Source organism: Pontibacter populi, assembly GCF_040278685.1.
GTDB classification, from domain to species: domain Bacteria; phylum Bacteroidota; class Bacteroidia; order Cytophagales; family Hymenobacteraceae; genus Pontibacter; species Pontibacter populi.
The window spans coordinates 24,045-45,110 of sequence record NZ_JBEOKT010000001.1; the positions used below are offsets into that span (position 1 = coordinate 24,045).

The window sequence follows — 21,066 nt, forward strand, 5'->3', positions numbered from 1 at the left end:
ACTACAAGAAAAATCCCTCCTTGAGGAGGTCGGAAAGGTGTTTTATCGATTGCGAATTAACATCCCCCTTCGCCCCCTTCAAAGGGGGACTTTCTGCTGTTGCTATAGTTAGCTTTAAAGTTCTATAGTTACAAACCAAGATTCGGACAGGTCGCGACCTGTCCCTACGGAAATACCACCATGATAAATCTCGAAGAAATGCTGTTTCCAAATATAGAATAGAGGTAACTATGAGAAAGATCTCAGTCTTTGGGTTGAGCGCCTTGTAGATTTCCGGTGCCGAAAGGCATTTCGAGGTACGAGAAAAGGAAATGTACACAGCGCGATGCCCGAAGACGGGGCCTCCCGGCCGTAAGGGCACCAAAGCTGAGTTGAAACAATAGGCAAGTTGAGCTCCCAGGATTAGAAGTGATTTGAAACTATAGCTTGGTTCAAGTTGGAAGGAAAATAAACTATAGGACATCAGACACTAGCAGGAGCTGCGCACACTGTTAGGTCTTAGCCATCTACAATCGGAAATAGATTTCTCACTTAGTTCGAACTGACAGCATTATTGCCCATAAAAAAGGGTTGCAATTATAGCTGCAACCCTTTTTCGAAACTTTATAGTTTAACTTAAGACCTTCCGTAAGCAGTACGCTCCACTATACTCCGGCCTAAGGTAATTTCATCGGTATACTCCAACTCACCGCCAACCGGTATGCCACGGGCAATAGATGTTATCTTCAGGTTCTGATGGTCACGTAGTTTACGGGTAAGGTAAAAAGCAGTAGTATCGCCCTCCATAGTTGGACTTATCGCCATCAGCACTTCCTTAACTTCTGAGTTTGGCAGCAGGCGTTCCAGCAAACTATCGATGTGCAGGTCTGATGGGCCAACACCTTCCAGAGGCGAGATAACACCACCCAGCACATGATATAACCCTTTGTACTGTGAGGTATTTTCGATCGCGATCACATCCCGGATATCACTAACCACGCATAGCAAACTACGGTCGCGGAGTGGATTGGCACAGATACCGCACACTTCGGTATCTGAAATGTTATGGCAGGTAGTGCAATGTTTTACTTCGGTGCGCATTTTCACCAGCGCTTCGGCCAGCGAGAAAGTATCTTCCGACTCGTTTTTAAGCAGGTGCAGCGCTAAGCGAAGGGCCGTTTTTTTTCCTACACCGGGTAGCTTGGCCAGCTCTTCCACGGCATTTTCTATCAGCTTCGACGGAAACTCCATGTACCCTCCTTACTGAATATCCGCAGAAAGCGACTTGTTATGCAGCGAAGTACACATACCTGACAACTCTTCGTAAGAGCCCATTTTAACGGTACACTTGCCTTTGTAATGGATCAGCAGCGTGCATTGCTCTGCCTGTTCAGCCGTGTGGCCGCATACTTTTATAAGCGTCTCGATCACATGGTCGAAGGTATTTACGTCATCATTAAAAACGATAAGCTGGCGCAGGTCGGTGTTCTCTTCCAGCACCGCAACATCTTCCTGATGTAAAATTTCTCTCTCAGTATTCATAGTGCAAATTTAGGTATTTTACAGGACTTTAGGAAGCCGCAACTTAACTATAACACAGCCTGGCTGCTGCCGCCTGAAGTATAGTTTTAAACAATCCGGAGCTGCTTATAATTCCTGCACACTTAACATACTTAACTATAGTTTTACACCCCGCCACGCATAAAAGGCGCTATTTTTGCTCTTTACCGATATTCCTGTTTTCTTGCAGGTAATTACACGTTTTACAACCACCAATATACCTTATAATGATCTTTTCTAACCGATTGAAAGGTCTGGCATTTACGTTTTTACTGGCTGCGGCTTCATTGCAGGTTCAGGCCCAGGACAAAATGCTGACCATGGAAGATGCCATCATTAACCCGGCACTTCAACCCGAAAACCTGCGCCAACTGAGCTGGGTAGCTGGCTCCGATGATTTTACTTATGTAAAAGACAATGCCTTAGTTCGTGGCAACGCGAAATCAAGCAAACGCACTACAATACTTACCGTCGATAAACTGAGCGCTGCTATACAGGGGGCAGGCGGCAAAGAAGTGAAGAGCTTCCCGGCGGTGCAGTGGAAAGATGCCAATACGCTGGTGCTGAACATGCAGGGAAAGGTCTATAATTATAACCTGAAGACCGGTAAAGCAACTGTAGTCACGACTTACGCAACGGATGCTGAGAATGCTGAACTGGATCCAACCAAACAGCGCGTAGCTTACACCAAAGGTAACAACCTGTACGTATCTCTTCCGGGCACGGCAGATATAGCTGTTACTTCTGAAAAAGATGAAGCTATTGTTAACGGACAGGCTGCGCACCGCTCTGAGTTCGGTATTTCTAAAGGTACTTTCTGGTCGCCAACAGGAAAGAATCTGGCTTTTTACCGCATGGACCAGACTATGGTGACTGATTACCCTTTGGTAGACATAGCACCGCTTCCGGCTACGCAGAACAACATTAAATACCCGATGGCTGGTGGCAAGAGCCACCACGTAACCGTGGGTGTTTACAACACAGCTACAAAGCAAACCACTTTCCTGAAAACCGGCGAGCCGGCCGAGCAATACCTGACCAACATAACCTGGAGCCCCGACGAAAAGCATATTTATTTAGCTGTAGTTAACCGCGACCAGAACCACATGAAACTGAACCAGTACGATGCTGCAACCGGTGAATTTGTAAAAACGCTGCTGGAAGAAAAACACGCTAAATATGTAGAGCCTGAGAAAGGGTTATACTTTGTGCCCGGCAAGCAAAACCAGTTTGTTAGAGTGAGCGAGCGTACCGGTTTCGACCATTTGTACTTATATGACACCAACGGCAAAGAGATCAGAACCCTGACCAAAGGGGATTGGATGGTAACGGATGTGCTTGGTTTCAGCAAAGATGGCAAGAAGCTATACTATAGCTCGACGGCAGAAAGCCCGCTGGAACGCCACTTTTATAGTGTTGACCTAAGCAATGGCAAAAGCACTCGTCTGTCTCAGGGCAGTGGCACGCACAGCGCCAAGCTAAGCCCGAACGGTAACTACATCATCGACACGTACAGCAGCCAGGTAACACCACGTAAGATCTGGGTGATCAATACTAAAGATGGTAAAGTGGCTCAGACTTTATTAACTTCTAAAAACCCGGTAGCGGAATATGCGCTTGGTGAAGTTACGATCTTCCCGATTAAAGCGGATGACGGAACGGACCTGTATACCCGCATGATCACGCCTCCGAACTTTGATAAGAATAAGAAATACCCGGTAGTGGTGTATGTGTATGGTGGTCCGCATTTGCAGTTGGTTACGAACAGCTGGCTGGGTGGCGCAAACCTTTGGATGCAATTGATGGCGCAGAAAGGCTACATCGTGTTTACCCTGGACCCACGTGGAACATCCGGGCGCGGCCTTGAATTTGAGCAGAAAACATTCCGCCAACTGGGTACTGTAGAAATGGCCGACCAGCTGCGTGGTGTTGAGTACCTGAAATCGTTGCCTTATGTGGATGCAAACCGCATGGGCATACATGGCTGGAGCTTCGGTGGATTTATGACAACTTCTATGATGCTGAAATCGCCGGAGACTTTTAAAGTAGGCGTGGCCGGTGGTCCGGTTATCGACTGGAAATACTATGAAGTGATGTATACTGAGCGCTACATGGACTCCCCGGAGCAGAACCCGGAAGGCTACAATAATGCCAACCTGCTGAACCACGTAAAGAACCTGAAAGGCAAACTGCTGATGATACACGGCACTGTGGATGATGTAGTAGTATGGCAGCACAGTTTAGCGTTCATCAAAAAAGCGGTTGACGAAGGCATATTACTGGACTACTTTGTGTACCCTGGCCACCCGCACAACGTGATCGGCAAAGACCGCGTGCACCTGATGCGAAAAGTAACGCAGTACCTGGATGATAACCTGAAAGCTACTCCGCAACAATAACAACTATAGAAAAGGCGCTGATCATCTCAGCGCCTTTTTTGTTTATGGTCCCGAAACTAAGATTTTTAAGATGTGAAAGATGGCGGGATTAAGCTTAGGGTGTGATCTGTATGAACCGGGATCAATGAGGGATTTGATAGATTATAGAGACGCAATGCTTTGGATCTTTTTTTGTCTGAACCAGGATTTTCAGGATTTAAGGATGAACAGGATGCAATTCCTTCCGCAAGTTTAGCGGTAGCGCAACTTGCGGTATTTACTATCCATAGTTACTTATGCTCTTTCGGATTTGCAATCCGGAAGTACAATACCTGCGGATTTGCAATCCGCTTGCCTTTCAATAGCTACTGCCTCTATTACTGCGGATTACAAATCCGCGAAAAGCCAACTTCCGGATTGTAAATCCGAAAGAGCGTGAGGCATGGCTCGTACCATATTGATCAAACTATAGTTAATAAACTATAGTCATCAACCCACAACTATAAATTTACCTAAATCTCTCAAATACGTACCTTTGCAGAATTAATAAACTATAGACCGTATCCTGATGCCTGCACCATCCGCATCCTTCAAAAAAGCCATAAAACAACTCGGTGACAAAGAGAAAGAAACGCTGTTGCTGAAAGCCGTGCGCCGCGATGCCGAACTATACGACATGTTTGCCTATGAGCTTGGCGAAGTTACGTTGGAAGAATTGCAGGAACGAAGCCAGGATGTGATACATGAGCTGTTGCTGAACGCCACAGGCCGTAGCTTAACCAAAGCACTGGCTAAAGCCCTGCGCAAAGCCCTGAAGGAAGTTGCCCGTTTTAAACGCATCACCAAAGACAAAAAAGCGGAAGTAGAACTGCACCTCTATGTATTAGGCATCATCTTCCGGAACTATACCGGCCAGTTCGACAGCTACTATAAAGTGTTCTATACCAGCACAGCCAAGCTCCTGCTCAAAACCATACAGCTTATCCGCAAAAACCTGCACGAAGATTACCACCTGGAATATAAATCAGATATAGACGATTACCTGGAGCAGATACTCAATCGCAACAAGCCACTGCCAATAGAATTACCTAAAGAGTTTGAGATAGAATAATATATATCAATAACCTTTTATATTTTTTTCTAATTTGTTCCTATATTTATAGGAGAATTATACTATAGCAATCTCTTATTTTAAGCAAGAACAAACTTAAGTGAAATTGATACGAAACTGGGCCGGCAGCAATATGTGTGGCCATAGTCACTTTTTACGGTTATCCCTACTTTTCATGTTTGCTGCGCTCTGCCTCTGGAGCTGCTCAGAAGAAGAGGAAATGATTGGGCCATTACGCAAAAGCGACAAGACCGTTATTAATACCCGTCCTCCATTTTTTATTACCGTAGACTCTGCCGAACTACGTGCTGAGATACTTGAAACTGGCCCTTTACCAATTGTAGAAGCAGGCTTCATTCTTTCTCAGGATCCGGAACCTACTCCTGAAACGGGCATATTGTTTAAAGTTTCGGAGGGAGGCAAAGCCGGACCCTATAGTATAGTTGCCAAAAACCTGGATGCGAATAAAAAATACTACTACCGCTTCTATGCTAAAGATAAGGAGCAGGTACACTGGGGTAGTACTCAAGCATTTATAACATCAACAATTACTATCAACAGGGTCAGTTACATAAATTCAGCAGTTGAAACTGATTTCTATGAGGGAGGGGCAGGAAACAGTATGACGATCCATGGCACTAACTTCAGCAGTAAACCGGATGAGAACATTTTAAAGATTGGCGATATAGTAGTACCAGTTAACTCAGTGTACATTTCCAATGATCTGGATCAGGATGCAATTCTATTCTTTACTATTCCGCAACATATAACAGCAGGTGAATATGAAGTATCGGTAACAAGGGCTGGACAAACAGTAAAAGCCCCGGAGCTTTTGCGCATACTACAAGGTAAATGGAAACGGTTGCAGGACCTGAATATAGGCTTGAACATAGGTCTGAATCGATCTGGGGCCAGCGCCTTTTCACTGAATGATAAAGGATATATTGCCGGGCTGCTGCCTTACCTGCCGGTTAAAGTTTACCAGTATACCTCGGGTGCAGACAACTGGAATAAACTCCCGATCAATATCAATACATATCACGAATTTCAGACAGCCTTTGGATTAAACGGTAAAATCTATGCGGGTGCGGTAGCGCCCAACTATAACAACACAACCCAGAACCTCTACGAGATACAGCTTCACGCTATCGATCCGGTTACTGGTGTGCAGGAACAAAAACTATCGCCACCAATTTTCTATCAGTACTCTAATGTCAATATCTCCAGCTTTACCATCGGCAATCATGCTTATATAGGTGGTGGCGATTATACTATAAATAGTTGGGGAAACAGAGTGGTTCGAAAAGATTTCTACCAGTATACACCTGTTACCGACAGTTGGACCAGAATAGCCGATTTCCCAGGGACATCAACCAGCAATGCCGTAACTTTCGAAATAAACGGAACCGCTTACTTAGTGGCACCCACCCATAATAATAAGGTTCTCCCCGAAGTGTGGGCTTATAACCCTGGAACCAACACCTGGAGTCAGAAAAAGGATTTCCCGGGCCAGCTGAAAAGCGGTATGACAGGCTACGCAATCGGCCAGGCTGGTTACGTTATAGGTGGTACTGTAAATCTTTCTATCTATAGTTATAACGGACCTGATAAAAGAGACTTCTGGCAATATTCCCCTGCTACAGATACGTGGCAGGAAGTGGCCAGTTTTGATGGCGTGGGTTCAGGTATAAACGGTGAAGGGATGGTAAGTTTTGCCCTGAACGGAAAAGCTTATGCTGTTTACCAGCACAACAAATTCTATAATACATCATCTGTTTGGGAGTATACTCCTGCTCCATAATTTACCGATCATGATAAAAAGTATAAAGCTACAGCTGCTTTTATATCTTCTGCTTGGGTTGCTGTTTTCCTGCCAGGAGGAACTTAACATGCCCGCCCCGGAGAGAAGGCTGAATGTAAAGGTGGTAAACAGCCAGAACCAGCCAGTACCGAATGCAGAAGTTAGCATTTACGCCAACGAAACAGACTGGAAGAATGAAAGTAACGCCTATGTTGCGGGCATAACAAACGGAACCGGGATTATAGCTATAGCAAATATCGGGGCAGAAAAGCTCTGGATTAAAGCAACCTGGATAGACCTTACAACAAGAGAAGTTTTTCAGAACACGATCGTCAGTTTTGAGCCTGTAAGCCCCCTGCCGGAAAACAGCCTGTCTACTTATAGTGTAAAGATAAATTCAGCAAAGGTCTTAAAAGGCATCCGGATAAAGCGGGCAACCTACAACGGCTATATTTTCGGAGGCTGCGACCAGCCCTATGACCGGAGCGACATCTATTACTGCGGCAACAACTATAGAATACCAGATGCCTCAGGTACTGCCTGCGACCTATACCTGATGATTGAGAACAATACAAACAACTATAGCAATACCGCGAGTAGTTACTTTTATAAGTCGGAAGTACAACCCGATGCCCCACGGGAAGGTGCTTCCTTTGAAGTAAATGATACTATCACAGATTTCAGAAGACCATACTATATCGGGGTGCGCGACCACTTATTAGTAAATCCTCAGCTCTACACTTCTATTAGCTGTAATAACGCAAGCAGTGCCTATGCCAATTTAGGCGAGTATCTGGCTTCAAAAGAGGGCCAGGAGTATATTTTCAAGTATAAGGACGAATACATCGGAGCTAAAATACCACTGCTTAATGTGAAGAACAGTATCATACCATCGTACCCTGTCAAGGAACTTACGGTAAAATCTGAATACGGTAATGGGACGCTAACATTGCAACTGGAATGGATTTACGAATAAAATATATACCCGGAATAGCTGCCTTATGTCTGTGCTTACTTTCTCTGTCCCAAAAAGCAAGCGCACAGTTTATACACAAATGGCAGGCTGATGTAACTATAGGCACAGCGCACCCCACCGGAGATGAGTATTTCGTAAAAGAAGGTTATCCCTTCCTGTCTTTGGCAGGTAATATGAAAGCCGGGATAAGAACCGAGGCACAATTAATACGAAACCTGAACCAATGGCTGGCAGTAGGAAGCGGGGTTTCCGTTACTACCTACAAAACCATACAGATCCCGAACCAGCGTGAAAGCGTTAATTTTAAGCTGAACGCCAGCACCCTGAATGCGGTCGCCCGAATATACCCTTCAGGCAGGATACATCGCTTTACTCCTTTTCTTCAGGCTAATGTAACCTATGGTAGGGTAAGCATAGCACATGACAGCTTTACCTATACTGTCGATTCTCTTTCCTCAAATCCCGGCAACCCCGACCACCCCGCACTCCTGAATATTATGTTTACAAGACCGCAGGCAAGTCAGCAGAGCAATATTTTGGGGTTTGGTGCTACCGCAGGGGCAGAAATGCTGCTGTCCGATGCTGTTGGTGTTTCCTTACAGGCAGGCTACCACCGGCACCGGACCGAACAGATGTTGCTGCTGCAGGAAGACCTTGCTTCCTGGGATGTGAAGCTGGGGATGTTTGTCAGGCTGTTTAAAACCAAAACATATTATTAATTATGCTGAAGAAGTGGACACTTTTATGGGCTGGCCTTCTCATTTACAGCTCGCTGTATGCACAGAAAGTCGAACATACAACACTAGGCGACCCGAAAGCTATAGTATATGACTTGGGATTCAGTAAGGATGGCAGCAAATTAGCTACAACCGAAGGCAACCGGATAAATATATGGGCACTGGAGCAGCAACAGTTAATACAAACCTTAAGTGGTCACGAATCTGCAGTGCTGGCGCTTGCTTATGTAAATGACAACATGCTTGTTTCCGGGAGTAAAGATGGGCAGCTGGTGCTATGGAATACAGTCGCTGGTACTCCGCAAAAGCGTGTAGCGGCACATCAGGGCCCGGTAACTGCCGTAGCTGTAAGCCCGGATGGCAACTTTGTAGCCACCGCCGGCGCCGATCACCTGGTAAAAGTATGGAACATGGCCTCCGGAAAGGAAGAAACAGTTTTTAAAGGACACACAGCAGATGTAACATCGGTAGCTTTCAGTAAATCCGGGGATTACCTGATAAGTGGAGGCGGCGACTGCCAGGTGATGGTGTGGCAGCTTTCAGAAAAAAAATTGTATAAAACACTACTGGGGCATACCAACTGGGTAAGAAGCATTGCCATGCACCCTGACGGTAATACCATTGCCAGCTCCGGCGACGATAAGCGCACACTGATCTGGAAACTCCAGGGGGCTGAGGCTACAACTCCGGTACAGGAATTCAGGAAGCTTCATACAAACTGGATAACAAGCGTCGATTACCAGACAAACGGCTCCTACTTTGTAAGTACCGGCCACGACAACAACATGACTATCAGCCGTGCTGATTCGCCTGAAAACTACTATTATAAAAAGTACCGTAATACCCTGATAAACCACAAAGGGTACCAATATGCCTGGAAGGCCGCTTTTCAGCCAAACAGCTACCGTGTGGCTGTTGCTACGCTTGGCGGTGGTGTTATGCTAACAGATTACTTTCAGAAAATTTATAATATCCCACATGAGCTTATTATTACAGCTATTAACAAGCAGCAGTACAAAGAGCAACACTATGAATTTAAAGCTGATGAGAATGTGGTAAAGATAGAGGGCGAAGTTAGCAGGCCGAAAATGGTAGCAGGCATGCATCTGCTACACGGAAAAGAAACTATAGCAATAGACGTTAGGCGCAACGGAAAATTTTCGGTTACAGTTAACCTGGCTGCTAACGGTAGCGATCTGAACTTTACCATTATAGATAAAGACGGGCAGATTAACCCATCCGGGCATAGCATCAAAGTTCACTATCAGAAATAGATCGGTAATGCATTAACCCATGTTGCTTTCTTAACACGAAACCTGAATTCTATAGATCCTAGTTCAGCTAATTACTCTATCGTTTTAACCTCTATCTCTTCCAGGTTAATATCCGATATTTTTTTCAGGTTACCGGCTTCGAAGGCAGTATCGTAGTTCTCGATCGGGAAAGTTTTATTCTCTGCGGCATAATTAACGTAATCCTGGAAAAGGATGCCGCCTGCTTTGCGCGGGTTTACAGCCTCCCGGAAACGTGTGCCGCCGCCTTCCACTAAAAACGAATAGGCCAGGTAGTCCATGGTGTGGTTCTCTTTATGGAACCAGTACACGTATTCGTCTTCGTGGTCTTCGCCGCCGCCTTCCCGGGCAAAGGTTACTTTAATTTTATAGTAGGGTTCGCCTTTTATAGTTACTTCTCCAAGGTATTCCTTCTGCACAGCATCATCGTTTAAAAAATAAGGCAGCAGTGCAAAGTAAATTACGCCGTTCACAGAATTGCTGTAGGCTTTTACTTTATCTTCTGGCAGCTCAACTTTCTGGTCGTTTATAGTTCGGGTAAAGCCACTGTTCTGCAGCACGTCGTACACGCGCTGGCCTGTGCTGTCGGTAAAGGTGCGGCTGTACACAAAAGCACCGTTGTCGCGCAGAGCCCTGTAAACATAATCCCGGAACTTAAACGTAATGATGACCTTGTTAAACTTTTCGCCACCGTGCGTGGCAATGGCTTTGTCTACAATTTCCTGGGCCGATGGAGCTTTGGGTTCGCAGGCCGCAAACAGCAATAAAGCAAAAACTATAGTTATGGAAGTGTGAAGTAGACGCATTATTACAGGGGATATTTTTTATCAAAGGTAACAAACTATAAATTAGGCTAAAAGAAAACCGCCCCGACACTACAGAGAGCGCCGGGGCGGAATCAAAACCAGTTATATCTACTCAGATTACTGCTTTGCAGTTACATTGAAAGATACAGTAAAATCATCCATGATCGCTTTGTCGCCAAGGCTACCGAAGAACGACTCAGAACCATACTTCACATCGTACTGCGCACGGTTTACAGTAACATCAGCTTTAGCAGTAGCTACACCGTCTTTAACAGTTATAGTTGCCGGGAACTGCACTGGCTTGGTAATGCCTTTTATAGTTAATAAACCGTTTACTTTATAGTTTGGCTTACCAGCAGCAGCTTTTGCGATCGGGGCAAGTGCCTTAATTTCGAAAGTAGCAGTTGGGTGTTTTTCTACACTAAAGAAATCGTCAGACTTCAGGTGACCAACCAGTTTGCCGTTATACTCCGGATCAGTGATATCAGTAACAGTGATAGAGTTCATGTCGATAACGAATTTACCGCCAGTCACTTTGTTTTTGTTGATAACCAGGTTACCGCTCTTTACACCGATTGTACCAGAGTGCTCGCCAGTTACTTTCTTACCGTTCCATTTTACTTCGCTCTTTTCGATAACAGCGTTGTAAACACGGCCTTTAGCAGGGGCTGCTACTTCGGTAGTGGCAACAGCTGTTTCATTTTTTGTTGTATTGCCAGCATAAGCCGTCATGATCAGGGCGCCGGCAAGTGATGCAAGAATTGCTACTTTTTTCATTTTACTTGATTTAATTTATAGTTAGGTATTGGTTACTTTTTAGTTAATCTCTGATCTTATCGAGCAGGCGGTTAAGCGTTATTGTTTCATCTTCTGTTAGGTTCCGGATACCGGTCTTCGAGCCGCCGTCCAGGTCGTCCATTTGTTTCAGCAGGTCAAGTCCTTTGTCGGTTATCAGCACATCTACAGTGCGGCGGTCGTTAGGGCATTGCTTGCGTGTTACCAGTTCTTTTGCTTCCAGTTTGTCTACTATCCGCGATGCGTTCGATGTTTTATCAAGCATGCGCTCTATCAGCAAACTTACCGTTGCCGGCTTTGGGTGTTGCCCCCGTAAAATGCGAAGCACATTATATTGCGGCAGCGTAACGCCAAACGGTTTAAATAAATTGCTTTGCTCCTGCTCCAGCCAGTTTGCTGTATAAAGCATGTTGATGTATGCTTTATGGTACTCGCTTTTAAAGGAGCTCTGCTTAATTTCTTCTTCTATCTTCATCGTTGTCATGAATGATGATGCAAATATATGTACATACATTTAATGTACAAACACAATACATCTTTTTTTTCAGTTTAGTTTCAAAAAGATTAAAAATAATGTTTGAAGGTTTAATGATGGTTAGTTAACTATAGTTAGAAGCAGATATCAAAAGCCTATAGTTTCACCAGATTTTTCTCTGGACGTGCCGGCAAGCTCTCACGGCAAGCTCTATAGTTTAAGCCAAACTATAGGAGCTCAGACAACCGCTCCATTGCTCACGCAGGGATAACTATAGACCTGGCAACAATCAGCCATTTTACCATTCAACAATTACCCTACTTCAGGTACAAGATCCCCTGTTCTTCACGCACTAGTTTAAAAGGCTCATCTTCTATGATCAGAAAACCATCCAGGTCGGCAAAGTCGAAGGCGGCGCTGAGTTGCATGGCACTCCAAATCCCTAAACTGGTTTCTACCATACACCCGATCATTGCCATCAGCCCATGTTTGCGGATGTCCTGCAATAACCGAACCGCGTTCAGGTAACCGCCGGCTTTCATCAGTTTAATATTCACTCCATGAAATTCCTGCCGCAACATCTCAAAGTCTGCATTGTCAGTCACAGATTCGTCGGCAACCAAAGGCAATGGGCTCAAGGGTTTTAGGTGGGCGTAGGCTGCAGCTTCGGAGGCAGGCATGGGTTGCTCAATAAAAAGCACACGTTGGGTATCTATCGTTTGCAGAAAGCGGAGCAGGTCATCAGGGTTCTGCCAGCTTTCATTCCCATCCAGCACTACTGGCTTATCTACTACGGCCAGTACCTGTTGCAACAGGTCGGGCCCCTGTTCGCTGTTTACTTTTATTTTAAGACACGGAAAACGCTGCAGGTTATGCTTCACTATAAACTCCTTTACCTGCCCCGGCTCCATTATCGGCAACGAAAAACAGGTACCCTGCTGCTGCGGCATTGGCTGACCCAGCAGTTGGTGCACCGCAATTTGCTTTACCTGGCAGTAGTAATGCAAGTAGGCAGCCTCAATGGCAAAGCGCAGCGAGTTTACAGGCGTATGTTCTGTCAGCAGTTGCAACAGGTCTTCCATCGACTTCACACTGCCCAGGCCTGCCATGATCAGGACCTGGTATTGCTGCAGCAACAGGTCCGGGGTTTCGCCATACCTGATGTTGGGAGCCGCTTCGCCAAAACCACTATAACTGCCGTCAGATACCTGTACCAGGAAATTCATTTTTTCGTCGCTGGCATTGCGGGCTATGCGCCAGGTGTATTTTAGTTTAAGGTGCAGTGCTTCTATTCGCCAGGTTAGCATAAGCAAGATCTATAGTTTAGGTGTGGCTAAATATACTGATAAGGCACAACATAAGATGCAGCTATAAAATAGTGGCTGTTTAAACTATAATTTTGGGCTTCACAGTATTGGCATTGTAGGCTAACTCTTTATATTTGCTAAGTTTTAACAGGTGGGTTTTCAGGCATTTTATACAATATCAACTGCTTAAGGCTTACTCTATTTCCGGTAGGTTGCCAGGTGGCACCTGCTATACTTCACTTACTTTATGAAGAGATTAACTTTTATTCCTGTGGCTGCGCTGATAAGCATTACCATTGCGGCTATACTTACGGTGCTGCAGCACTATAAATTTATCGGCCTGCCACAAGAAGCGCTGATGGCTGTACGCTGGGCTTGTATTGGTGTGGTGCTACTATATGGTGTCCAGAAAAGGTCGCTTACCACCTGGATCCTGATCAGTATGATCGTAGGTGTTGAGATCGGGTACGATTTCCCGGCTTTTGCCACCAACCTGAACGTGCTCAGCAAGGTTTTCCTGAAGCTTATAAAGACCATTATTGCCCCGCTTATTTTTGCCACGCTGGTAGTTGGTATTGCAGGCCACTCTAACCTGAAACAAGTAGGTAGCATGGGTTGGAAAGCTATTGTTTACTTCGAGATCGTAACCACACTGGCCCTGTTCATTGGTCTGGCAGCTATCAACATCAGCAAAGCCGGCGAAGGCATCAGCATGGATATGGCCGAAGTGAACAATGAAATTGCACCTGTAGCCAAACAAACTGCTTCAGATATCATCCTGCACGTTTTCCCGGAGAACATTGCCAAATCGGTAGCCGAAGGGCAAGTATTACAGATCGTAATATTCAGTGTACTGTTTGCAATTGGTCTGGCCATGGTAACCGAGAAAAAGCGCAAGCCGATGCTCGATTTCTGCGAAAGCCTTTCTGAAGTAATGTTCAAGTTCACGAACATTATCATGTATTTTGCCCCGATCGGTGTGGGTGCTGCCATTGCTTATACGGTTGGCCACATGGGTCTTGGTATCCTGGTAAACCTGTTCCAGTTACTGGCAACTTTGTATGTAGCGCTGCTTGCGTTTGTATTGTTAGTGTTACTGCCTGTAGCCTTAATAGCCCGCGTTCCTATCGTTCGTTTCCTGAAAGCTATTTCGGGTCCGGTATCTATAGCGTTTGCTACTACCAGCTCTGAAGCTGCCCTGCCGCGCGCCATGGAAGAAATGGAGAAGCTGGGTGTGCCACGTAAGATCGTAGCGTTTGTAATGCCAACCGGCTATAGTTTTAACTTGGATGGTACCACTCTATACTTAGCCCTTGCAGCTGTGTTTGTGGCGCAGGCCGCTGGTATTCCGCTTAGCTGGGAGCAGCAATTGGTGATGGTATTTACCCTGATGCTGACAAGTAAAGGCGTGGCTGGTGTGCCAAGAGCTTCGCTTGTTATCCTGCTGGGTACTGTAGCGTCATTCGATCTTCCGGTTTGGCCAGTGTTTGCCATTCTGGGTATTGATGAGCTGATGGACATGGCCCGTACATCTATAAACGTAACTGGTAACTGCCTGGCAACCGCTGTTGTAGCCCGCTGGGAAGGTGAACTGGAAATTCTGCCAGAAACTGGTATTGTAGCAACTACAAACCCCGAGTTAGTGGACGAGCTTCCGCAGCATGAAGGAAGACCAAGAGAACTGGTATAGATTCACCATAGAACACTAGAGAAGCCGCGGTTTAATAGACTGCGGCTTTTTTATTGCAAAAAAACAGCGACCTGAAGGTTGTGCTACAGCTAACTATAAGCTAACTGTGAAGGATATAAAACTCAACTATAGGTTGGAGTACAACAAGCCGGTATCTTCACTTATTAGGCTTTAGCTTTTTTCTGGCACTATTTTAGATATTACTTTTACACTATATAGCTTAGCACAAATTTATATTTGATTACTTTTGCCAACTTTAAAATCTCCTGTTTATAACCCTATGAAACAGACATATACCCTGCTTTTGTTAGTTGCTTTAACCTTTCTTAGCAGCTGTTCCGAACCGGAAGATTATTCCCCGGTATTACGTGGCACCATCAGCGGTAAGGTTAGTGTTTTTGATGTGTATGACGCACCATTATTGGCACAAGGAGCTATTGTAACTATAACCGGCGAAAGAATAAACATGCAGGCCACCACCGATGCCAACGGAAACTATACTATAGCTAACGTGCCACACACCGACCTGGTCATTTCGGTTAAGAAAGCTGGTTTTAAGGACGGACAACGCAAAGAACTTAACTTCTTTACTGAAAAAGAAACTATAGACCTGCAGCTATCCCAGGTGCCGACGTTTTATGTAAGCCAGGCCAGCTTTTACCTGCACAACCAGAACGACCTGCGGGCAACTATAACCTTAAGTGAACCTGTACCAACCGGAAAAAACTATACGCTGGCAGCTTTCCTGGGTAAAACGGCCAGTGTTTCAGATACCAATTACCTGGTTAAAAGCATAAACGGCTTTACTTCTGATGGCCAGATAAGTGTAATGCTACTTCCGTCTATTTCTGTGGAGAGCCTGGTTAACCGTTACGGCTTTAAATCCGGGGATGTGGCCTATATTAAAGTGTATACCGGTGCCGCGCAGATCTATGGATATTGGATAAACGACACTTACTTTTATGGCCCCGGCCTGAACACCGATGTAGCTCAGACCTACACTATAACTATACCTTAATCTAGCTACAGGGCTTAAAACGTCATCTGTTTCCAAATTTATGCTATCACTATTTAAACCTGCTGTTTTATATGCAGCACTACTGGCGTGCTTTGCACTAACAAGCTGTGAACGCGAGCCCGGCTCCGGCCCCAATGCCGAAGGACTTAATGGCCTAGTGAAGATCTACAACCAGTATGGCGAAGTACAGGACCCAACAGCTGTAACCGTAACTATAGAGCAAACCGGAAAGACCACCAAAACAAATACCCAGGGCGAATACTGGCTGCCTTACCTCGCGTCGGGCACATACACGCTTAAGTTTACCAAAAATGGCCACCCTACTACTTATGTCCGGGATATAGATCATGTGCGCACCAAATATACATCAACCTCGGCTCCTGTTGCCAGCATGATCGAGCCATCTTCTTATACCGCAACACCTGGGGCTGTTATCGTAAACATTGACGACCCGCTCAGCGCTTACTTCCAGATTCCGGTGCAGTTGAATAAGCCCTTACCTGCCGGCAAAGAAATAACAGTAAAGATGTATTTAGGGAAAGATGCTGCCGTGTCTGCATCCAATTATGTGCATTTTATTTCATTCAAAACTTCAAGCCAGGAGTTTAACATCACCTATCCTTATTTTGCCAGCCTGGTTATAAACGATGAGATGAAAAGAGGTGACACAGTGTATATGGTAATCTACACAGATGCTGTAGAAGAGGCCAGTTGCGAAGGCCCCTGGAATAAGCCGGATTGCAGTAACAGCACAACTATAAATACCAGCAACGCTGTCGTTTTCTCAGAGATCATACCCCGATTAGAATAATAAACCCAGGTAAAAAAGCCGCAGAAAATTTCTGCGGCTTTTTTGTTTCCGTCTACCATTTCTGGAAATCTGTTCACTAAAATATCACCTTTAGATCCTATTTTTATTTCGATTAATTATATTAATTGACGATATTTCATAATTATTTTAGACCTGAACACTGTCATTCTATTTAACCGCACTTACCTATGAAAAAAGTTCTAAAAATAGCCGGCTATTCCGTTGTGGCCATTCTTGCAGTTATAGCTGCCGGCGTTATTTACATGCAATATGCGTTCCCGAACGTAGATGCTGCCCCAACCATCACTATCAAAAAATCGCCTGAAATGATTGCACGCGGCGAGTACATTGCCAACCATGTTGCCGTTTGTATCGACTGCCACTCGGAGCGCGACTGGTCTAAATTTGCAGGACCTATTAAACCGGGCACCCATGGCAAAGGCGGCGACCGTTTCGACCAGACGATGGGTTTTCCGGGTGTATTTTATGCCAAGAACATTACCTCTGATAAAGAAACCGGGATTGGCAGCTGGACCGACGGTGAACTTTACCGCGCTTTAACTGCAGGGGTTAGTAAGGATGGCGACCCACTTTTCCCGATGATGCCTTATAATGCCTTCAGACAGATGCGTGAGCAGGATCTTCATGCTGTGATTGCTTACATCCGTACACTGGAGCCTATCAAAAACGAAGTGCCAAAATCTGACCCTGACTTTCCGTTTAACCTGATCCTGCGCACCATGCCCGCAACTCCTGAAAAACTTCCGGAGCCAGTATTAGATAGCCCGGTAGCAAAAGGTAAATACCTGTTTACAATGGCATCTTGCGGTGAATGCCATACCCCTAATGACAAGGGAAAAGTTGTAGAAGGGATGTACCTGGCCGGAGGAGCTGAATTTCAGTTTCCGAACGGAGCTATACTGCGCTCTGCCAACATTACCCCCGACAAAGAAGCCGGTATAGGTGCCTGGACAGAAGATGATTTTGTAAACCGTTTTAAACAGAACCTGGAACCTGAAATGGCAAACAGAAAAATAGCACCAGGCGAGTTTAACTCTATTATGCCATGGCAAATGTATGCCGGCATGAAAGAAGAAGACCTGCGGGCTATTTACCAATACCTGAAAACCGTGGAGCCCAACAAAAACAAGGTGGTTAAATTTTCACCGGCCCCTGCCAAGTCATAAAAGCTTTAAACCTTCTTTCGGAAAGCCTTCTGTAACAATGGAAGGCTTTTTCGTGCAATAGACTCACTTTTTTTGAACTATAATATAGGTGTGCGTTTCCGGAAACTGGTCCAGCTCCAGGTGGCGGCACTGGCAATTATTTTCCATGATCGCTTTTAAGTTACCGTCTATACCGATGGTGCTGTAGTAAAACTGATCGTTGTGCCAGTTGCTGAGGTGCTCGCCTGATGCATCGCCGAAAGTATAGATTAGAGTGCCTTGCTGATTTAACATTTTGCATAGTTTGGCCACAACCGGAGCCTGCATTTGTAATGGTACATGAAAGATGCTGTCCCAGGCAACTATAAAATCATAGGTTTGATCAGTTTGCCAGCCGCAGATATCATGTACCTGAAAGTCAAGATCAGGGTGGTTGGATTTGGCAAGCTTGATCATCTTCTCTGAAACATCGATGCCTGATACACTTTTAAACTTAGCACTTTGGAGCTCTTTTATAATTCTGCCTCCACTCCCGCAGCCAACATCTAAAGCCGAGCCACGGTTTGTGCAATAACTGATAGCCCTTTTTATCTGAGCCAGCCCATAATCAGAAGCATGATGGTTGTCGTGCCACCATTGCGCTATCTTATCATACTTCTTTCCTGTTTCAGCTGGGTCCATTAACTTATTTATTAGTTTGGGTAGTTTATACTTAAGAGTTCTCTGAAGAAACTATAGTTACTGCTCCAGCTCCCGGATTACTTTACAGGGGTTACCGGCGGCAAACACACCTGCCGGAATATCTTTGGTTACTACGCTGCCTGCTCCTATCACGCTTCTATCGCCTATCGTTACGCCGGGACAAATCACCACGCTTCCACCTACCCAGACGTCTTCGCCTATAGTTATGGGTTTTGCAAATTCCAGCCCAGAAGCGCGCTCTTTATAGTTTAGCGGGTGTGTAGCAGTATAGATCTGCACATTCGGGCCGAAAAGTGTGCGGCTGCCTATTGTTACCGGCATTACATCCAGTACCACGCAGTTAAAGTTAAAGAATACTTTCTCGCCAACTATAATATTATAGCCATAATCGCAGTAAAACGGAGGTTGCAGCCACAAGCCTTCGCCGGAATTGGGGATGAGCTCTTTTAAAATGCGGCCTCTTTCGATCGGGTAATCTTCTTGAGAGTCGTTGAGTTGTTTTAGCAGCAACCTTGCCTGCAGTCGTTCTTCTGAGAGTTGTGGATCGAGTGCATCGTACAGTACGCCGGCCAGCATTTTTTCTTTTTCAGTTTGCATAGAGTAGGTCGGATTATAATTGGTTGCTATAGTATGCTGATAAATACTCTGCTCACTGACTTTGGTTATTCTATAGTTTAAACGAACATTGAAATTGTTTACCATAAATCAAACAATATTTATTGTTTTTCAATAAATATTGTTTATAATTACACTTCCAACTATAAACTCAACAACTATGGAAAAACATACCAAAACCCGGACGGAAGTAATATTAACTATCATGCACGTGCTGGCCTGGATCGTATTTATTGGTTTACTGATTAAAACAGGGGCTTTGTTGTTTACCTATATATTCAGCTACTTTAAACCTGAAGCAGCGCAGAATCTATACAAAGGGCTAGACCTGTACGACCTTCGCCAATCAAGTTTCTACAACTATAGCTTACACTTTTCATTTGTAGTTGCTTTGTCAGCCATGAAAGCCTACATCGCTTACCTGGTCATCCAGACGCTTTCGAAAGTGAACCTTCAGAACCCGTTTACACAGGAAGTAGCCGGAAGAGTAGAAACCATTAGTTATGTATTGCTGGGCAGTTGGATCGTGTTGCAAATAAGCAGCGCACACAGTGAGTGGCTCTCAAAAAGAACTGGCGAATTGCTGAGCAGTAGCAACGGTGGCGAGTATTTATTTATAGCCGGCCTGGTATTTATTATTTCGCAGATCTTTAAGCGCGGTGTAGAACTTCAGTCTGAAAACGAGCTAACCGTTTAAGCCATGCCGATAGTTGTGAACCTGGATGTGATGATGGCCAAACGGAAAATGTCGCTGAACGAACTGTCGGAAAAGGTAGATATTACGCTATCGAACCTGTCGATACTTAAAACCGGCAAAGCAAAAGCAGTTCGGTTCAGTACGCTTGAAGCAATTTGTAAAGCGTTGGATTGCCAGCCCGGAGATCTGCTGGAGTTTGCAGATGAGTAGTTAAACTACAAAAGATTTTTTGATAACGCCTTTGTATCTAGCACTGATATGTGGGTATGAACCTTTGTCTGCGTTTGATATTTTTTTAATTACTTCTCTAAATAAGATTGTAAAAAAGCTTTTGCTGTTTCATATAGGAATGGTACTGAGTAAAATGCATCCTTAAAAATTCCGTACAGTGTTTTGCCAGTTTCAGTGTCTACTCCAAGATTTATTCCAATTGATAAAAAGGTATTAAGTATTGTCCCCTTCATATCAAACTTGTTTAATCTATCAGTTGATTCAATTAAGTAATCAAGTTTTCCATTAATTTCCTTTTCAAGTTCATTACTTATTTGAAATTCTCTAACAATTTCATCTTTTATCTGTGAGATAGCATTCTTTAGGTGTTGTACTTCAGGAGCTGTCAAATAAGAATAATCATCTGTGTTTACAAAGCTTTGATCCGAGTTAAAAGCTCCTTCAAATAAATTATTAGATTCAAATGATCTCCATATCTCTGAACTATTTATTTCATCTAAATATGGTTCAACTGCCGTTTTTAACCAATAATCAACATGTTGTATTACATTAGCAATTTTAAGGTTAGAACCTATTGGCCCTAATAATGGGTAACCTGGCTTATATTGATTATGATAGACCTGAAATGATTGAAAGTCCTTTGAAGATTGTTCAACTTCAAACCTTAGTTCAGTATTACTTAGGTAAATTATAAATCTATCATTTGATTCAAACTCAAACAAGGATATAGGGAATTTTGATTTTTTTAGGTATTCTTTTACTTCTAATTTATATTTTGCTAGCATTTTGAATTCTATGTATAGATTATAAATTAATAGAATACAATCAAGAAAAATCAGTAATTGGCTTAAATAAAATTTTACTATAAATATAGAAAATACTATACAAGCCACAAACTATAGCCTGCGGAAAAGAGAAG

Annotated in this window: 21 protein-coding genes; 12 read left to right on the plus strand and 9 right to left on the minus strand. The window is 44.4% G+C overall.

Features of this window, described 5'->3' with window-relative positions; translation table 11 throughout:
* Positions 1-615: 615 nt before the first annotated feature.
* Together recR and ABS362_RS00100 are read right to left on the minus strand one after the other, a co-directional pair.
* Positions 616-1,230, minus strand: coding sequence for a recombination mediator RecR (gene recR, locus ABS362_RS00095; protein WP_350409934.1), 615 nt, complete (start codon positions 1,228-1,230; stop codon positions 616-618).
* Between the two features lie 9 nt (positions 1,231-1,239).
* Positions 1,240-1,521 carry an ATP-dependent Clp protease adaptor ClpS gene (locus ABS362_RS00100; protein ID WP_199108334.1) on the minus strand — a complete coding sequence of 94 codons (282 nt, stop codon included), beginning with the start codon at positions 1,519-1,521 and terminating at the stop codon, positions 1,240-1,242.
* A gap of 245 nt (positions 1,522-1,766) precedes the next feature.
* On the opposite strand from ABS362_RS00100, the gene ABS362_RS00105 reads away from it, so the two are divergent.
* The 6 genes from ABS362_RS00105 (at position 1,767) to ABS362_RS00130 (ending at position 9,816) form a co-directional block, all read left to right on the plus strand.
* Positions 1,767-3,938 carry a S9 family peptidase gene (locus ABS362_RS00105; RefSeq protein WP_350409936.1) on the plus strand — a complete coding sequence of 724 codons (2,172 nt, stop codon included), beginning with the start codon at positions 1,767-1,769 and terminating at the stop codon, positions 3,936-3,938.
* A gap of 547 nt (positions 3,939-4,485) precedes the next feature.
* Positions 4,486-5,028: a hypothetical protein gene (locus ABS362_RS00110; RefSeq protein WP_350409938.1), complete on the plus strand. Its 543-nt coding sequence runs from the start codon at positions 4,486-4,488 to the stop codon at positions 5,026-5,028.
* Positions 5,029-5,203: 175 nt separating this feature from the next.
* Positions 5,204-6,829 carry an IPT/TIG domain-containing protein gene (locus ABS362_RS00115; RefSeq protein ID WP_350409939.1) on the plus strand — a complete coding sequence of 542 codons (1,626 nt, stop codon included), beginning with the start codon at positions 5,204-5,206 and terminating at the stop codon, positions 6,827-6,829.
* Between the two features lie 10 nt (positions 6,830-6,839).
* Positions 6,840-7,805 (plus strand): hypothetical protein, encoded by a 966-nt coding sequence (locus tag ABS362_RS00120; RefSeq protein WP_350409941.1) that lies wholly within the window; start codon positions 6,840-6,842, stop codon positions 7,803-7,805.
* Positions 7,790-8,524, plus strand: coding sequence for an outer membrane beta-barrel protein (locus tag ABS362_RS00125; RefSeq protein WP_350409943.1), 735 nt, complete (start codon positions 7,790-7,792; stop codon positions 8,522-8,524). Before ABS362_RS00120 ends, ABS362_RS00125 begins: the two co-directional genes overlap by 16 nt.
* A 2-nt stretch (positions 8,525-8,526) precedes the next feature.
* A complete protein-coding gene (locus ABS362_RS00130) occupies positions 8,527-9,816 on the plus strand; it encodes a WD40 repeat domain-containing protein (RefSeq protein ID WP_350409944.1) in 1,290 nt (429 codons plus the stop codon).
* 71 nt (positions 9,817-9,887) lie between these two features.
* On the opposite strand, the gene ABS362_RS00135 is transcribed toward ABS362_RS00130, so the two are convergent.
* The 4 genes from ABS362_RS00135 to ABS362_RS00150 all read right to left on the minus strand — a co-directional run bounded on the left by ABS362_RS00135 (position 9,888) and on the right by ABS362_RS00150 (position 13,217).
* Entirely contained in the window at positions 9,888-10,640 is a 753-nt protein-coding gene (locus tag ABS362_RS00135) for a DUF6503 family protein (protein WP_350409945.1), read from the minus strand.
* 117 nt (positions 10,641-10,757) lie between these two features.
* Positions 10,758-11,417 carry a YceI family protein gene (locus ABS362_RS00140; protein ID WP_350409946.1) on the minus strand — a complete coding sequence of 220 codons (660 nt, stop codon included), beginning with the start codon at positions 11,415-11,417 and terminating at the stop codon, positions 10,758-10,760.
* A gap of 43 nt (positions 11,418-11,460) precedes the next feature.
* On the minus strand, positions 11,461-11,949 hold the full coding sequence (locus tag ABS362_RS00145) for a MarR family winged helix-turn-helix transcriptional regulator (protein ID WP_350409947.1): 489 nt from the start codon (positions 11,947-11,949) through the stop codon (positions 11,461-11,463).
* A gap of 278 nt (positions 11,950-12,227) precedes the next feature.
* Complete coding sequence (locus ABS362_RS00150) at positions 12,228-13,217, minus strand: enolase C-terminal domain-like protein (RefSeq protein WP_350409949.1); 990 nt, start codon at positions 13,215-13,217, stop codon at positions 12,228-12,230.
* A gap of 247 nt (positions 13,218-13,464) precedes the next feature.
* Between ABS362_RS00150 and ABS362_RS00155 the strand changes: the two genes are divergently transcribed.
* The 4 genes from ABS362_RS00155 to ABS362_RS00170 all read left to right on the plus strand — a co-directional run bounded on the left by ABS362_RS00155 (position 13,465) and on the right by ABS362_RS00170 (position 17,923).
* On the plus strand, positions 13,465-14,907 hold the full coding sequence (locus ABS362_RS00155; protein ID WP_350409951.1) for a dicarboxylate/amino acid:cation symporter: 1,443 nt from the start codon (positions 13,465-13,467) through the stop codon (positions 14,905-14,907).
* A 280-nt stretch (positions 14,908-15,187) separates the two neighbouring features.
* Entirely contained in the window at positions 15,188-15,925 is a 738-nt protein-coding gene (locus ABS362_RS00160) for a carboxypeptidase-like regulatory domain-containing protein (protein ID WP_350409953.1), read from the plus strand.
* Positions 15,926-15,965: 40 nt separating this feature from the next.
* Positions 15,966-16,736 carry a carboxypeptidase-like regulatory domain-containing protein gene (locus ABS362_RS00165; RefSeq protein ID WP_350409954.1) on the plus strand — a complete coding sequence of 257 codons (771 nt, stop codon included), beginning with the start codon at positions 15,966-15,968 and terminating at the stop codon, positions 16,734-16,736.
* Positions 16,737-16,924: 188 nt separating this feature from the next.
* Positions 16,925-17,923 carry a c-type cytochrome gene (locus ABS362_RS00170; RefSeq protein WP_350409955.1) on the plus strand — a complete coding sequence of 333 codons (999 nt, stop codon included), beginning with the start codon at positions 16,925-16,927 and terminating at the stop codon, positions 17,921-17,923.
* A gap of 63 nt (positions 17,924-17,986) precedes the next feature.
* Here the strand turns inward: ABS362_RS00170 and ABS362_RS00175 are convergent, their stop codons facing one another.
* Positions 17,987-18,583 carry a class I SAM-dependent methyltransferase gene (locus tag ABS362_RS00175; RefSeq protein ID WP_350409957.1) on the minus strand — a complete coding sequence of 199 codons (597 nt, stop codon included), beginning with the start codon at positions 18,581-18,583 and terminating at the stop codon, positions 17,987-17,989.
* Between the two features lie 57 nt (positions 18,584-18,640).
* Complete coding sequence (locus ABS362_RS00180; protein WP_350409958.1) at positions 18,641-19,201, minus strand: sugar O-acetyltransferase; 561 nt, start codon at positions 19,199-19,201, stop codon at positions 18,641-18,643.
* Positions 19,202-19,379: 178 nt separating this feature from the next.
* On the opposite strand from ABS362_RS00180, the gene ABS362_RS00185 reads away from it, so the two are divergent.
* Complete coding sequence (locus ABS362_RS00185; protein WP_350409960.1) at positions 19,380-19,916, plus strand: DUF2975 domain-containing protein; 537 nt, start codon at positions 19,380-19,382, stop codon at positions 19,914-19,916.
* Between the two features lie 3 nt (positions 19,917-19,919).
* Positions 19,920-20,126, plus strand: coding sequence for a helix-turn-helix domain-containing protein (locus ABS362_RS00190; protein WP_350409962.1), 207 nt, complete (start codon positions 19,920-19,922; stop codon positions 20,124-20,126).
* An 89-nt stretch (positions 20,127-20,215) separates the two neighbouring features.
* On the opposite strand, the gene ABS362_RS00195 is transcribed toward ABS362_RS00190, so the two are convergent.
* Entirely contained in the window at positions 20,216-20,932 is a 717-nt protein-coding gene (locus tag ABS362_RS00195) for a hypothetical protein (protein ID WP_350409963.1), read from the minus strand.
* Between the last annotated feature and the right edge of the window lie 134 nt (positions 20,933-21,066).

What these genes read in the sequence shown, in the direction of transcription:
- recR (WP_350409934.1), bottom strand. Translation starts at nt 1,230, where the DNA reads ATGGAGTTTCCGTCGAAGCTGATAGAAAATGCCGTGGAAGAGCTGGCC.
- ABS362_RS00100 (WP_199108334.1), bottom strand. Translation starts at nt 1,521, where the DNA reads ATGAATACTGAGAGAGAAATTTTACATCAGGAAGATGTTGCGGTGCTG.
- ABS362_RS00105 (WP_350409936.1), top strand. Translation starts at nt 1,767, where the DNA reads ATGATCTTTTCTAACCGATTGAAAGGTCTGGCATTTACGTTTTTACTG.
- ABS362_RS00110 (WP_350409938.1), top strand. Translation starts at nt 4,486, where the DNA reads ATGCCTGCACCATCCGCATCCTTCAAAAAAGCCATAAAACAACTCGGT.
- ABS362_RS00115 (WP_350409939.1), top strand. Translation starts at nt 5,204, where the DNA reads ATGTTTGCTGCGCTCTGCCTCTGGAGCTGCTCAGAAGAAGAGGAAATG.
- ABS362_RS00120 (WP_350409941.1), top strand. Translation starts at nt 6,840, where the DNA reads ATGATAAAAAGTATAAAGCTACAGCTGCTTTTATATCTTCTGCTTGGG.
- ABS362_RS00125 (WP_350409943.1), top strand. Translation starts at nt 7,790, where the DNA reads ATGGATTTACGAATAAAATATATACCCGGAATAGCTGCCTTATGTCTG.
- ABS362_RS00130 (WP_350409944.1), top strand. Translation starts at nt 8,527, where the DNA reads ATGCTGAAGAAGTGGACACTTTTATGGGCTGGCCTTCTCATTTACAGC.
- ABS362_RS00135 (WP_350409945.1), bottom strand. Translation starts at nt 10,640, where the DNA reads ATGCGTCTACTTCACACTTCCATAACTATAGTTTTTGCTTTATTGCTG.
- ABS362_RS00140 (WP_350409946.1), bottom strand. Translation starts at nt 11,417, where the DNA reads ATGAAAAAAGTAGCAATTCTTGCATCACTTGCCGGCGCCCTGATCATG.
- ABS362_RS00145 (WP_350409947.1), bottom strand. Translation starts at nt 11,949, where the DNA reads ATGTATGTACATATATTTGCATCATCATTCATGACAACGATGAAGATA.
- ABS362_RS00150 (WP_350409949.1), bottom strand. Translation starts at nt 13,217, where the DNA reads ATGCTAACCTGGCGAATAGAAGCACTGCACCTTAAACTAAAATACACC.
- ABS362_RS00155 (WP_350409951.1), top strand. Translation starts at nt 13,465, where the DNA reads ATGAAGAGATTAACTTTTATTCCTGTGGCTGCGCTGATAAGCATTACC.
- ABS362_RS00160 (WP_350409953.1), top strand. Translation starts at nt 15,188, where the DNA reads ATGAAACAGACATATACCCTGCTTTTGTTAGTTGCTTTAACCTTTCTT.
- ABS362_RS00165 (WP_350409954.1), top strand. Translation starts at nt 15,966, where the DNA reads ATGCTATCACTATTTAAACCTGCTGTTTTATATGCAGCACTACTGGCG.
- ABS362_RS00170 (WP_350409955.1), top strand. Translation starts at nt 16,925, where the DNA reads ATGAAAAAAGTTCTAAAAATAGCCGGCTATTCCGTTGTGGCCATTCTT.
- ABS362_RS00175 (WP_350409957.1), bottom strand. Translation starts at nt 18,583, where the DNA reads ATGGACCCAGCTGAAACAGGAAAGAAGTATGATAAGATAGCGCAATGG.
- ABS362_RS00180 (WP_350409958.1), bottom strand. Translation starts at nt 19,201, where the DNA reads ATGCAAACTGAAAAAGAAAAAATGCTGGCCGGCGTACTGTACGATGCA.
- ABS362_RS00185 (WP_350409960.1), top strand. Translation starts at nt 19,380, where the DNA reads ATGGAAAAACATACCAAAACCCGGACGGAAGTAATATTAACTATCATG.
- ABS362_RS00190 (WP_350409962.1), top strand. Translation starts at nt 19,920, where the DNA reads ATGCCGATAGTTGTGAACCTGGATGTGATGATGGCCAAACGGAAAATG.
- ABS362_RS00195 (WP_350409963.1), bottom strand. Translation starts at nt 20,932, where the DNA reads ATGCTAGCAAAATATAAATTAGAAGTAAAAGAATACCTAAAAAAATCA.